The sequence below is a fragment of the Thioalkalivibrio sp. ALJT genome, assembly GCF_000381825.1.
In the GTDB taxonomy this organism is placed as follows: Bacteria; Pseudomonadota; Gammaproteobacteria; order Ectothiorhodospirales; family Ectothiorhodospiraceae; genus Thioalkalivibrio.
The window spans coordinates 107,065-119,714 of the sequence record NZ_KB907126.1 but is presented as its reverse complement, the minus strand read 5'-3'; the positions used below and the strand labels follow the sequence as shown (position 1 = coordinate 119,714).

15 protein-coding genes and 1 pseudogene are annotated in these 12,650 nt (G+C 66.1%); 4 read left to right on the top strand and 12 right to left on the bottom strand.

Going from position 1 to position 12,650, the window contains the following annotated elements; all coding sequences use genetic code 11:
- Positions 1-16: 16 nt before the first annotated feature.
- The 5 genes from rsxB to metG form a co-directional block, all read right to left on the bottom strand.
- On the bottom strand, positions 17-613 hold the full coding sequence (gene rsxB, locus G332_RS0108355; protein ID WP_019626544.1) for an electron transport complex subunit RsxB: 597 nt from the start codon (positions 611-613) through the stop codon (positions 17-19).
- Positions 610-1,188, bottom strand: a complete 579-nt coding sequence (gene rsxA / locus G332_RS0108350; protein WP_019626543.1) for an electron transport complex subunit RsxA — start codon at positions 1,186-1,188, stop codon at positions 610-612. Before rsxA ends, rsxB begins: the two co-directional genes overlap by 4 nt.
- Before the next feature lie 310 nt (positions 1,189-1,498).
- On the bottom strand, positions 1,499-2,224 hold the full coding sequence (locus G332_RS0108345) for a hypothetical protein (protein WP_019626542.1): 726 nt from the start codon (positions 2,222-2,224) through the stop codon (positions 1,499-1,501).
- A complete protein-coding gene (gene mtnB, locus G332_RS0108340; RefSeq protein WP_026340717.1) occupies positions 2,221-2,841 on the bottom strand; it encodes a methylthioribulose 1-phosphate dehydratase in 621 nt (206 codons plus the stop codon). Before mtnB ends, G332_RS0108345 begins: the two co-directional genes overlap by 4 nt.
- A gap of 103 nt (positions 2,842-2,944) precedes the next feature.
- Positions 2,945-4,981: a methionine--tRNA ligase gene (gene metG, locus G332_RS0108335; RefSeq protein ID WP_019626540.1), complete on the bottom strand. Its 2,037-nt coding sequence runs from the start codon at positions 4,979-4,981 to the stop codon at positions 2,945-2,947.
- A gap of 484 nt (positions 4,982-5,465) precedes the next feature.
- Between metG and apbC the strand changes: the two genes are divergently transcribed.
- The 4 genes from apbC to G332_RS0108315 all read left to right on the top strand — a co-directional run bounded on the left by apbC (position 5,466) and on the right by G332_RS0108315 (position 8,395).
- Positions 5,466-6,557: an iron-sulfur cluster carrier protein ApbC gene (gene apbC / locus G332_RS0108330; protein ID WP_019626539.1), complete on the top strand. Its 1,092-nt coding sequence runs from the start codon at positions 5,466-5,468 to the stop codon at positions 6,555-6,557.
- A gap of 31 nt (positions 6,558-6,588) precedes the next feature.
- On the top strand, positions 6,589-7,155 hold the full coding sequence (dcd, locus tag G332_RS0108325) for a dCTP deaminase (RefSeq protein WP_019626538.1): 567 nt from the start codon (positions 6,589-6,591) through the stop codon (positions 7,153-7,155).
- A 28-nt stretch (positions 7,156-7,183) separates the two neighbouring features.
- Complete coding sequence (locus tag G332_RS0108320) at positions 7,184-8,080, top strand: carbamate kinase (protein WP_019626537.1); 897 nt, start codon at positions 7,184-7,186, stop codon at positions 8,078-8,080.
- A gap of 87 nt (positions 8,081-8,167) precedes the next feature.
- Positions 8,168-8,395 carry a hypothetical protein gene (locus G332_RS0108315; protein ID WP_019626536.1) on the top strand — a complete coding sequence of 76 codons (228 nt, stop codon included), beginning with the start codon at positions 8,168-8,170 and terminating at the stop codon, positions 8,393-8,395.
- A 220-nt stretch (positions 8,396-8,615) separates the two neighbouring features.
- On the opposite strand, the gene G332_RS0108310 is transcribed toward G332_RS0108315, so the two are convergent.
- The 7 genes and pseudogenes from G332_RS0108310 to G332_RS0108285 form a co-directional block, all read right to left on the bottom strand.
- The gene (locus G332_RS0108310; protein ID WP_019626535.1) at positions 8,616-9,185 is read right to left on the bottom strand and encodes a DUF2058 domain-containing protein; all 570 of its coding nucleotides are present in this window, start codon (positions 9,183-9,185) and stop codon (positions 8,616-8,618) included.
- Positions 9,186-9,255: 70 nt separating this feature from the next.
- Complete coding sequence (locus tag G332_RS0108305) at positions 9,256-9,741, bottom strand: DUF2390 domain-containing protein (RefSeq protein ID WP_019626534.1); 486 nt, start codon at positions 9,739-9,741, stop codon at positions 9,256-9,258.
- Positions 9,734-10,465, bottom strand: a complete 732-nt coding sequence (fnr, locus tag G332_RS0108300; RefSeq protein ID WP_019626533.1) for a fumarate/nitrate reduction transcriptional regulator Fnr — start codon at positions 10,463-10,465, stop codon at positions 9,734-9,736. Before fnr ends, G332_RS0108305 begins: the two co-directional genes overlap by 8 nt.
- A gap of 656 nt (positions 10,466-11,121) precedes the next feature.
- A pseudogene (locus tag G332_RS13785) lies at positions 11,122-11,274 on the bottom strand (type II toxin-antitoxin system VapC family toxin); the annotation flags it as partial.
- On the bottom strand, positions 11,274-11,516 hold the full coding sequence (locus G332_RS0108290; protein WP_019626531.1) for a type II toxin-antitoxin system Phd/YefM family antitoxin: 243 nt from the start codon (positions 11,514-11,516) through the stop codon (positions 11,274-11,276). The gene G332_RS0108290 and the pseudogene G332_RS13785, both read right to left, overlap by 1 nt.
- 198 nt (positions 11,517-11,714) lie before the next feature.
- The gene (locus G332_RS13290; RefSeq protein ID WP_081602023.1) at positions 11,715-12,020 is read right to left on the bottom strand and encodes a BrnA antitoxin family protein; all 306 of its coding nucleotides are present in this window, start codon (positions 12,018-12,020) and stop codon (positions 11,715-11,717) included.
- Positions 11,995-12,273 (bottom strand): BrnT family toxin, encoded by a 279-nt coding sequence (locus G332_RS0108285; RefSeq protein WP_019626530.1) that lies wholly within the window; start codon positions 12,271-12,273, stop codon positions 11,995-11,997. Before G332_RS0108285 ends, G332_RS13290 begins: the two co-directional genes overlap by 26 nt.
- Positions 12,274-12,650: the final 377 nt, after the last annotated feature.

Sequence of the window (12,650 nt, the reverse complement as noted above, 5' to 3'; positions counted from 1 at the left end):
TCACGGATGCCCCGACTCAGTCGGGAGCCCGCGAACCGTCTGCGAGGGTGTGGATGGGCCGCGCGATCGGCCGCTCGATCGGCGAGGGGTCGGGTTCCGACCAGCGCCATTCAGTGATGTCGGTCCGGACCGGGACCATCTCGATGCAGTCCACCGGGCAGGGTTCGATGCACAGCTCGCAGCCGGTGCATTCCGCCTCGATCACGGTGTGCATCTGCTTGGCCGCGCCGAGGATGGCATCCACCGGGCAGGCCTGGATGCACAGGGTGCAGCCGATGCAGAGGTTTTCGTCGATGATGGCGACGGCCTTTTCCTTCTCCTCTTCCTCCAGCGGGGTGGGCTCGCGATCGAGCAGGTCGGCGAGGGCCTGGACCGTGGCCTGACCGCCAGGAGGACAGCGGTTGATGTCCGCTTCTCCGGCGGCGATGGCCTCGGCGTATGGGCGGCAGCCGGGGTAGGAACACTGACCGCACTGCGTCTGTGGCAGCAGGGCGTCGATCTGATCGACGACCGGGTCGGCCTCGACCCGAAAGCGCTGCGCCGCGAAGCCGAGGATCAGACCGAAGGCCGCCGCCAGGCCCCCGATGGCGAGGATGGCATAGAGGACGCTCACAGCCGCACCAGCCCGGTAAAGCCCATGAACGCCAGCGACATCAGGCCGGCGGTGATCATCGCGATGGCGCTGCCGCGGAACATCACGGGCACGTCCGCCACCGCGATGCGTTCACGGATTGCGGAGAACAGGATCAGTACCAGCGAGAAACCGACCGCGGCGCCGAAACCGTACAGGGCCGATTCGACAAAGTTGTGCGCTTCCTGAACGTTGAGCAGGGCCACGCCCAGCACCGCGCAGTTGGTGGTGATCAGCGGCAGGAAGATCCCCAGCACGTTGTAGAGCAGGGGCGAGGTCTTGCGCACTACCAGCTCGGTGAACTGCACCACGGCCGCGATCACCAGGATGAAGGCGATGGTGCGCAGGTACTCGAGCCCCAGCGGGGTCAGCAGGTATTCGTTGATCACATAGGAACTGACCGCAGACAACGTCAGCACGAAGGTCGTGGCCAGGCCCATGCCGGTGGCCGTCTCGACCTTGCGCGAGACCCCCATGAACGGGCACAGGCCCAGAAACTTCACCAGTACGAAGTTGTTCACGAGGATCGTACTGATGAGGATCAGAACGTATTCCACGTTGGTTCCAGGTGTTCCAGTTAATTCCGAGTGTTTAAGTCAACAAAACAGTATCCCGGAGCGATATGGCCGACTCAACCCCGTGGATTTCGCGGACATGCCCCGTATGGATGTTCCCGCGGCCATCTGCTGCGCGGGACTGCCGGATTTTATGCGACCGAGTGCCGCGTATGTTCGGTCGTGGTTCCATCCGCCGTCGGTATCCAGGCGGACGTGGAAACGGCGTTGCGGTTTGCTTGCTCAGGATGACGGCACGGCCGTCACCGTGCATTGAACGCCCGCCAACGCGACCGCGGCGCGGGCGTGCAGGTTAATCAATGAGTCCCTGGCGGTCGGCTGTTGTTGCCGGGACAAGCGTGTTCAGGGGGCGCACCGGGTGTGGGGCCGTGTCCGGGTGCTGGGGCGCCGGGAACCCGGTCAGCAGCCAGGCCTGGCGGGCGGCGTCCAGTTCGTCGGTGCGCGTGGACAGGACCAGCACGGTCTCTGGCGCGTGCCCGATCTCTTCCGCGAGGCGGCGGTAACTACCGGCATCCCGGCGGCCGCCAATGCGGGTATCGAACAGCCCGGACAGGCACGGCTCGGCGTCCGGGTGCGGGCCGTGGCGCAGCCAGTCACGCTGTACCGGTGCCGGTGTCGCGCCGAAGCTGTACAGGGCGACGCCGGCCCGGTGCAGGTGCTGGACGGTTGCGGCGGTGGTTGCGGACAGCTGCGGCTGCAGCTCGCCGGCCTCCAGCGCGTCCGCCCAGACCATGCCTTGAAGCTGGCGTACCGGGGTGATGTCCTGGCCGCCGCGAATCCAGGCGCGGATCTGGGCGAGCATCCCGTCCACGTCCAGTTCGCGGCCGGAGTAGGCGAGGATGTCGGACAGGGTCCGCTGGACTGCCGGGGAGGTCGCGTGGCGCTCGAGAAAGCCGGGCAGGGCCTCCAGGGAATGGGGCTCCAGGGTATCGCGCAGGACGCCGGGCGGGGCGAGGACGCCTTCGAAGGCCAGGATGACCGCCTGGGGCGGGAGCGGGGCCTCGGCCGGCGGCCTCATGGTTGCAGCTGCCGTGCCAGGGTCTCGCATTCGAACATGAACTCGAAGGCCTCGGTGCGTTGCATGGCGAGTTCCACGGTCTGGCCCCAGGTGTAGAGACCGTGACCGCTGATCAGGTATCCGGGCAGCTCCGGGTTGTGGTCCATGGCCGCATCGACACGGGCGGCGAGCTGTTTGATGTCGGGCTCGTTGGCGAATACCGGGATCTGCAGGCCGTGGTTCGGGTGCGGGCAGCCGGGAAGTTCGCGCAGGGCCTCGTAGTCGCGCAGCAGGAGCGAGTCCTGCGCCTTTCGCGACAGCACCGTGCCGTGCACGCTGTGCGTGTGCAGCACCGCGCCCAGGCGGCTGTCGCGACGGTACATGATGATGTGCAGAAAGGTTTCGGGGCCGGGTTCGCCGCTGCCGGAGACCAGATGGCCGTCGAGGTCGACGACGATGAAGTCGTGGCTGTCGAGCAGGTCCTTGCTGCGACCCGGGGCCGTGATCGCGATGTGCTGATCGTCCAGCCTTGCGGAGAAATGCCCGGTGCGCGCGGGCAGCCAGCCGCGGTCCGCGAGTTCGCGTCCGGCCTCGGCCAGCAGGCGGACCTGCGCTTTGAATTCGGGGCTTTGTTCCATGCGTCCGGAGGTCAGCAAAAGAGCGGCAGCTTACGCGAGCATGGGGCGCAAATCCATGACCCGCATCCGGCGCTGCGAATAATCGCGCGGCAGGGGTGCGCCATCACTTCACGCGCATGCCGGGCCTGGCGCCGGCGTCCGGGTTCAGGATGTACAGCTCCGAGCCGCCGGGCCCGGCGGCCAGGACCATGCCCTCGGAGACGCCAAAGCGCATCTTGCGCGGTGCGAGGTTGGCCACCATCACGGTGTGCTGGCCGACCAGGTCCTCCGGGGCGTAGGCGGACTTGATGCCGGCAAACACCTGGCGCGTCTCCGCGCCGATATCGAGGGTGAGCTTCAGCAGCTTGTCGGCACCTTCCACATGTTCGGCATTGATGATCCGGGCGATGCGCAGGTCCACTTTCGCAAAGGCGTCGAAGTCGATGGTCTCGGCGATGGGGTCCAGTGCCGGTTCCGGGTCGGTGGCAGGGGCGGGAGCTTGCGCGGTGGCGGCCAGGGTGGCCTTCGATGCCTCCAGCAGCTTGTCCACGGTCTCGCCCTCGATGCGCGTCATCAGCGGCTTGAACTTCTCGATCGAGCCCCCGACCAGCGGCGCGCGCGTGTCCCAGGCCAGGCTGTCCAGCTTGAGGAATGCCGCGGCGTCGGCCGCCAGGCGCGGCAGCACCGGGGCGAGGTAGACGATCAGGATGCGGAACAGGTCCAGGCCCTGGGTGGAGATGGCCTGGACCTCGGCTGCGCGTCCCTCCTGCTTCGCCAGCACCCAGGGCTGGGCCTCGTCGATGTACTGGTTGGCCTGGTCGGCCAGTGCCATGATGCGGCGCATGGCCTGGGCATATTCGCGGTTTTCGAACGCGGCCGCGATGGCCTCGCCCTCGGCCATGAAGGCCTCGTGCAGATCCGGGCGCGGCAGGTCGGCCGCGAGTTCGCCGTTGGAGCGCTTGGTGATGAAGCCGGCGCAGCGGCTGGCGATGTTGACCAGCTTGCCGACCAGATCCGAGTTCACGCGCTGGACGAAGTCATCCAGGTTGAGGTCGAGGTCGTCCACCCCGGCGCCCAGCTTGGCGGCGAGGTAGTAGCGCAGGGATTCCGGGTTCAGGTGGTCCAGGTAGTCGCGGGCGCGGATGAAGGTCCCGCGCGACTTGGACATCTTTTGCCCGTTGACGGTCAGGAAGCCGTGGCAGAACACCGCGCTGGGCGTGCGAAAGCCCGCGCCGTGCAGCATGGCCGGCCAGAACAGCGTATGGAAATACGCGATGTCCTTGCCGATGAAGTGATACAGCTCGGCGTCGGAGTCCGCGCCCCACCAGGCGTCGAAGTCCAGGCCCTGCTGCTCGGCATGGGCACGAAAGCTCGCCATGTAGCCGATGGGCGCGTCCAGCCAGACGTAGAAGTACTTGCCCGGAGCGTCGGGGATCTCGAAGCCGAAGTAGGGGGCGTCGCGCGAGATGTCCCAGTCGGTCAGGCCCGCATCGAACCACTCGTCCAGCTTGTTGCGGATGGCATCCTGCAGGCGGCCGGAGCCGGTCCACTCGCGCAGGAAGGCCTCGAAGTCGCCGAGTTTGAAGAAGTAGTGCTCGGACTGGCGCGATTCCGGACGGGCACCGCTGATGGCGGAGACCGCGTCTTTCAGGTCCAGCGGGCTGTAGGTCGCGCCGCAGGCCTCGCAGGAGTCGCCGTACTGGTCCTCGGCGCCGCATTTCGGGCAGGTGCCCTTGATGAAGCGATCCGGCAGGAACATCCCCGCCTCGGGATCAAAGGCCTGGTCGATGGTGCGGGTCTCGATGTGCCCGGCGTCGCGCAGCGCGGTGTAGATGTGGGCGGCCAGCTCGCGGTTTTCGTCCGAGTGGGTCGAGTGGTAGTGGTCGAAGCCGACCAGGAACTCGCCGAAGTCGGCCTCGTGTTCCTGCCGTACCCGCGCGATCAGCTCCTCGGGTTCGATGCCCTCGGCGCGGGCCTTCAGCATGATCGGGGTGCCGTGGGCGTCGTCCGCGCAGACGTAGATCACCTCGTGGCCGCGCGCACGCTGGAAGCGCACCCAGATGTCGGTCTGGATGTACTCGACCATGTGGCCCAGATGGATCGGGCCGTTGGCATAGGGCAGGGCGCTGGTGACGAGGATCTTGCGCGGGGTGTCGGTCATGTTCGGGGCCTTGGGGCTGGAGCCGGTTCGCGGGGTCGCTATTGTCCGGTCTGCCCGGCCCCTTGTCGAGGCGGCTCGGGGGCTTGTGTGGATTGTCCACAGAACCTGTGGATAAGTCTGTGGGAAACCCGGTGGCATTTGTCGCCAGCCCTTGCTGCACAAGGGTCTGTGACAAATTGGTTAAAAATCGACCAACCTTGCGAAGTATCTATAAAACAGCAGGTTATCGAGTATATGTCCAGTGAAGTGTATGCTTGTGACGCTATCTTGGGGGTTTCCGCCTGCTTGCACGGCGATTGTGCATAAAACATCCCTCGGAGGGCTTGACAGGAGCATGCACAGGCCCTCTCGCGTGCTGTCGAGCGCCAGACCGGCCGGCTGCTGCTACGGGCGAAAGTACAGGCGGACCGTGGTGCCATTGGCGTCCCGCTGTGTGGCCAGTAAAATCGCGCGGTCATCACCACTACCGGACGTCACGATAGCCATGGCCGAACTCTCCCGCGAGATGATCGAAAACGCCCTGAAGACCGTTCAGGACAAATACCTCGAACAGGACCTGGTCGCCGCCGGCGCAGTCCGCGATATCCGGGTGGATGGTGCCCGGGCGGTGATCGAGATCCAGATGGGATATTCCGCCGTGGGTTACCACGACGAACTGAGGGCGGCCATCCAGGGCGCGCTCGCCGGCGTGGCCGGGCTGGAATCCTCGGAGGTCACCATCGGGACCAAGGTCACCACCCATGCGGTGCAGAAGAGCCTGAAGCCGCTGGCCGGTATCAAGAACATCATCGCCGTCGCTTCCGGCAAGGGCGGTGTGGGCAAGTCGACTACTGCAGTGAACCTGGCCCTGGGCCTGGCCGCGGAAGGCGCGCAGGTTGGCATTCTCGATGCCGATATCTACGGCCCCAGCCAGCCGCGCATGCTGGGCATCAAGGACAAGCCGGAGTCCAAGGACGGCAAGTCCATGGAACCGCTGGAACGCCACGGTGTGCAGGCCATGTCCATCGGATTCCTGATCGACGAGGATACGCCGATGATCTGGCGTGGCCCGATGGTCACGCAGGCGCTGGAACAGCTGCTGAACGAGACCAACTGGAAGGATCTGGACTACCTGATCATTGACCTGCCGCCGGGCACCGGCGACATCCAGCTGACCCTGTCGCAGAAGATCCCGGTCTCCGGCGCGGTGATCGTGACCACCCCGCAGGACATCGCGCTGCTGGACGCGCGCAAGGGCCTGCGCATGTTCGAGAAGGTGGAAGTGCCAGTGCTGGGCATCATCGAGAACATGAGCATCCACATCTGCTCCAAGTGCGGCCATGAGGAGTTCATCTTCGGCCAGGGTGGTGCGGAGAACATGGCCGAGGAATACGGTGTCGATGTGCTTGGCGCCCTGCCGCTGGACATCCGCATCCGCGAGCAGGCGGATGGCGGTGAACCCACCGTGATCGCCGATCCGGATGGGCGCATTGCCGAGATTTACCGCGAGATCGCGCGCCGCACCGGCGCCAAACTGGCGGAGCAGTCCCGGGACTACAGCAGCAAGTTCCCCAACATCGTCATCCAGAACAACTAACCCGGCGCGCAGCCGACCAGGGACGGGGCAGATGAGCATCAAGTCGGACCGCTGGATCCGGGAGATGGCCGAGACCCGGGGCATGATCGAGCCCTTCGAGCCGGGTCAGGTCCGACAGCGCGAGGGTCACAGGATCGTCTCCTACGGCACGTCGAGCTACGGCTACGACGTGCGCTGTTCGGAGCACTTCAAGATCTTTACCAACATCAACTCCAGCATCGTGGACCCCAAGGGTTTCGATGAGGGCAGTTTTGTGGATGTGCACTCCGACGTCTGCATCATCCCGCCCAATTCGTTCGCGCTGGCGCATACCGTGGAGTTCTTCCGCATCCCGCGCGACGTGCTCACCATCTGTCTGGGCAAGTCGACCTACGCCCGCTGCGGCATCATCGTGAACGTGACCCCGCTGGAGCCCGAGTGGGAAGGCCACGTGACCCTGGAGTTCTCCAATACCACCCCGTTGCCGGCCAAGATCTACGCCAACGAGGGGGTGGCGCAGATGCTGTTCCTGCAGTCCGACGAGATCTGCGAGACCTCCTACAAGGACCGTGGTGGCAAGTACCAGGGGCAGCGCGGCGTCACCCTGCCACGCACCTGACACCCATCCCACCCTTCGGAGGACCGCCATGCGCATCGTGATCGCGCTGGGCGGAAATGCCCTGCTGCAACGTGGCGAGACGCCCTCGGCCGCGGCCCAGGAACGCAACGCACAACGGGCGGCGGCGGCCATCGCAGCCGTGGCCCGCGAACACGAGGTGGTGGTCACCCATGGCAATGGGCCCCAGGTGGGGCTGTTGGCGAACCAGGCGGAGTGCGATCGCATCGCCTGGCCACTGGATGTGGTCGGCGCCGAGAGCCACGGCATGATTGGCTACATCCTGGCGCGCGAGCTGCACAACGCGCTGGGACATGACCGCGTGGCGAGCCTGCTGACGCAGACCGAGATCGACCCGGAAGACCCGGCGTTTGCCGGTCCCGAGAAGTTCATTGGCCCCACCTGGAACGAGGCGCGTGCCCGCGCGCTGGCGCGCGAACGGGGCTGGACCATTGCCCCGGATGGTGATGGCTGGCGTCGGGTCGTGGCCTCGCCGGAGCCGCAGCGTCTGCTGGGCATGGAGGCGGTCTCGACCCTGGTCGCCAGCGGAGCCGTTGCGATCTGTGCCGGTGGCGGCGGGGTGCCCGTGATGCGCGGTGCCGACGGGCGCTTCCACGGCGTCGAGGCCGTGGTGGACAAGGACCTGACGGCGGCCCGGCTCGCCGAGCACCTGGCGGCCGACTGGCTGTTGCTGCTGACCGATGTCGATGGCGTCTACCTCGATTGGGGGATGCCCGGCGCGCAGCGGCTGAAGGCGCTGCTGGTAACCGCCGTGGACCCCGCGATGTATCCGGCCGGCTCCATGCGCCCCAAGATGGAGGCCGCGCGTCGCGCCGCGCAGGCGGGTATCCGTACCGGCATTGGCGCGCTGGAGGACGCCGCGGCCATCCTGGCCGGGCAGGCGGGGACGCGCATCCAGCCGCTGTGATTCTGCATCGGGTGTACCCTCGGCTTGCGTGCGAGCGCAGGAGCCTGCAGGCTTGTCGCCATCAGCAGCGATTCGAGAGCCGGTACGATGCGAGAGATTCAGCGCGCAGCCCCCATGGTAATCGGGCTTACGGCCGTGGGCCTGCTGGCCCTGGGGTGCGGCGGCGGTAATGTGGAGTCGCACGAGTCCGCGGAAGGCATGCAGGGGCTGGAGCAGGGTGGCATTACGCCGCAGGACATGAGCGGCGGGGACGAAGCGCGGCGTCCGCAGCATAGCGGTATGCCGGCTGCAGACGTCAAACGCACCACCGACTGAGACCGGCCTCGCCTCTGCCGCCAACCGCAGCCCCGCGCCGCAATGCCACGCCCGCTGCCGCGACGTTCTGCCCGGCGGCGGGGCACTCATGCCCGCCCCGGGCCTTTTATCCACTACCGCAAAATACCCCCTGCAGGGCGTCCGCCCGGACCGGGTGCGCCGGTGTTTATCCCATCCACCCCCCGATCCAGCGCGTGGCGCACGCCCGTGCGGCGTTCGATCACCACATGAGGTCGTCAGGGATAACGTAATCCTTGTAGGGGTCGTCCGGATCGGGCGCCGTGTCGGCCTCGGTCTCCGCCGGGATGACCAGAGGCCAGTCCGGGTCGCGCTCGCGGATGCGGTCCGCGGTTTCGCGCGGGATCACCCGGAAGCCCTTTTCCGGGCGTATATCCAGCCCGGCGATGGCGGCGCGGCCGTCGGCCAGGCGCTTCTGCAGATCGGCGGTAACCGGGATGTGACGGATCTGCCCGCCCTGCTGGAAGTGATAGTCCAGCGCGGCATCGCCGGTGGGGATCGGCGCCAGTTGGGTGGTGACCAGCTCCCGAATCTGGGCATGCCGGGCACGGCGCTCGGCGCGTTCCTGCTGCTCGCGATTCTTCTGCCGCGAGCGTTCGGCCTGTTCCGCGCGGCGGGCCTCGGCCACCCCGGGTTCGGCGGGTGCCTTCCGGTCCTTTTTCTTCGGGGTGTTGCCCTTGCGTGCCTTGTGCTTTTGCGCCTTGGCCTTGCGAACCTGTTTTTCGTCCACCAGCCCCGTTTTCAGGAGCTGGCTGCGCAGATCATCCGACATGAATCCAGCCGTGTGTGGTCAGTGTGCCGGCAGGATAGCCGGAATGCCCCCGCCATGCAGCCGTACCGCTTCAGGTAGGGCCCGCCGTGCGCAGACCATCGCGCAAACCTGCGCGAATCTCGATGGTGGGTAACTGCGGAAACAGTGTCTGCAGACGCCGCGTCTGATCGACCTTCGCAGGTGTTGCCGGCATCACCGTCGGGCGGGCCATATGCAGCAGGCGGCGTCCGGCCAGATGTTCGGCCTGCAGCTCCAGCTCCAGCAGGGCGCGATAAAGGGCGTGGCGTTCCGGGGTGCGCAGGGCCCGGCGCAGGGTGCGCACGCGAGCGGTTACGGTGGCCTGCCAGTGGCGTGCACTGGCGGCGAGCGCGTGCCACTGGCGGCTGGTCAGGGGGTATGGATACCACAGGGCGAACAGGGCCAGCATCACGTCCACGCCGTAGTCATCCTGCCAGCGCAGCAGGTGCTGGCGCGCCGCCGGCTCGTCCCAGAGCCGTTCCGCACAGGCGCGGAAGGCCGCAAAGTCCGCTGCCTCGGCCGATGTGGCCTCAGGCACTGCTCGCGGCAGAGGTGATGGTGACACCGGCACTGTTGCGCAGCCGATCCGGTTCCAGGATCTGGAGATCGCGGGTATGCAGGTTGATCACGCCCTGATTGCGCAACTGCGTGAACAGGCGGCTGATGGTCTCCTGGGTCAGGCCCAGGTGATTGGCGATATCCGCGCGCGACATGGGCAGGGAGAAATGGTGCGGCGCCAGGCCGCGTGCGCGATGGCGTTCCGACAGCGCGATCAGGAACGTGGCGAGGCGCTGTTCCGCGCTGCGCTGGCCGAGCAGCACATGCAGGTCTTCATCGTGCGCGAGTTCCTGGCTCATCACGCTCATCATGTGCTGGCGGAACGTGGGCAGGCGGCCGGCCAGTTCGTCCACATGCGAGTAGGGCACCGCGCAGACACTGGTCGATTCCAGTGCAACGGCACTGACCGGGTGCTTGCCGGAATGGATCGCATCCAGGCCCAGCAGATCGCCCGCCAGGGCAAAACCGGTGATCTGCTCGGTGCCGTCGTTGGACACCAGCACGGTCTTCAGCGCGCCGGTGCGAACCGCGTACAGCGCCTCGAACGGGGCACCCATGGCAAAAAGCGTCGTCCCCTTCGGCAGGGGGCGGCGCTGCTGAACAATCTCGTCGAGCTGCCAGAGCTCCTCCTGGGGCAGCCCGACCGGAAGGCAGAGCTGGCGCAGGGTGCAATGCTGGCACGCCTGTGTGGATCGTAACGTCATGCCCCAAAGGGTAGCCGGTTTGAACGCAGTTGGGGAAGCACCCCGCAACCTCCCGCTCATCCCCTGCCAGCCAGGGGGCACCCCGGAAACCGAGCAGCGCTGATCCGGGCTCTCGGCGGTGGGGCACAGGCCCGTAGTCGGGGCGATGCCCAACGCAGGAGAACCCGGCTCACCCCTGCGCAGCGGCCGGGAGGACATCCCAGGGACGGGGCAGGGGCGGCGCGCGAAAGCCCCGCTTCGGTCGATCCGACCCTGACGCACGGCGGGGATGCCCCACGCAGCGCGCCGCTACCCGTCACATGCGCCGCTGTGTTGTACCCGAACCCCCGCGGGAGCCGGCTCGCAGGCGAAGCCCCCGCCTTGTGCCAGATCCACCGCGGGCAGGGGCTTCGCCGCCAGGGCGGCTCCTACAAAACCATCCCAGCCCGCACGGCCCCCGTAGGAGCCTGCTCGCAGGCGAAGCTCCTGCCCGCGCCGGATCGGTCCGGTACGGGCGGGGGCTTCGAGTCACCTGGTCCTTCACGGCCAGGCCGCCGGCCTCATGCCGGCATTTGGGGTGCGGCCACGACTCGGTGATCCACGGGCCCGGAACGAAAAAGCCCCGGCACGAGGCCGGGGCTTGGGGAGGGGAAAATAAATCTGTCCCCTTTTTCTTTTTTCATGGACAAGGCCGCGGAGAACTCCGTGAGCACCCAGTCACTGATGCATAGCGAATCGGGGGCCTGTGCCGCCAGCCAATCTTGCATCTCTTCGGTACGGGGCTCGCGAGTGAGCGCCGCGACCAGGATGCTGGTGTCCAGATAGCGCATCAGTAGCGAGCATCGTCGCGGATGCGTCGCATGAAGGCCTCATCGGAACCGTGTTGCTGGGCATCCGTCACTGCGCGGAGCGCATTTGCATCAATCGGTTTTTTGGGTGCCGTGGCGCTGGAAAGGCGTACGACGGCCTTGCCTCGCTTGGTGATGAGGATGGATTCCCCTGCCGCAGCGCGTTCCGCCAGTTCGCTCAGGTGGGCTTTGGCGTTCGCCAGGCTAACCGTCGGCTCGGGCATTTCGCACTCTCCTGACCATGTAAATGGTCATATCATACCTTGGTTACAACTGTCGCGGAAATGGGTTTGCGCGAGGGGCCGGGGGTGCAGACGCGGGGCTTGCGGCGGCGAATCCGGCTTATATCCGCAAGTGGGTGTCCCGGCGGATGCCAGCGGTTACTGTCCGCCTCCGGATGCTCACTGCCGCAGAGCCGAGCATTAACGATTATTAGAAGTCGGGCTATGGTCCTTGAGCCAGTCCTTCAAAGCCGAGTCCATTCGGGTTTGCCAACCCTTTCCCGTGGCGCGGAATGCTTCCACGACGTCTGGCGACAGACGGATCGTGATGCGCTCTTTAGTCACAGGTAGGGGAGGGCGACCCACGCGACGCAGGGCTTTCGTCTCGTCTTCGGAAGGTTCCCGTGTCTCTGGATCGGCATCGATTCCGGCCTGAATGGACGATTCCTCGTCGGCGTCGTTCAAGACGACGCGCCGACCGCTACGTAGCGTTAGTGACTTCGACATAACGCGCAATCTCCCGGTTGTTCGCTTTGCGCAGGCTGATGATTCGCCGCAGGGACGACCGATCGGTGAATACGACGCAATACAAGCGTTCGCCCATCAAGGCGTACCCGAGCATTCGACGTTCGCCATAGTTTTTCCGTCGGTCGTCCATGGCGAGGAGCGTATCCCATTCGAGCCCGAGGGCATCGCCGAGTGAGACCCCGTGTTTCGTCAGGTTCGCAGCGTCCTTGTCTGCGTCAAACTCGATCTCCATAGAATTACTGTATGCACAGGAACTGGTGAATGCAATTGGCGGGTTGGGTCAGCCGCGGACCCTCGGGCAATCCCGGTCGTTGGCAAGCCATAACACGCCACGGCGAAAACACCGGGGTATGGCTAGTGGCCCTGCGGGGAAGGAGCGGACTGGGAATGCGTGCGGAGCCCGGCGCCAGTCGGTTGTGTCGCTGGTGTCGGCGAATCGGGCGTATGACGACAAAAAACCCCGGCGCTAGGCCGGGGTTTGGGGAGGGGAAAATAAATCTGTCCCCCTTTTTTACATTTCTCCTTTCTCCTCAGGCAGGGGCTTCGCCGCCAGGGCGGCTCCTACAAAACCATCCCGGCCCGCACGGCCCCCGTAGGAGCCTGCTTGCA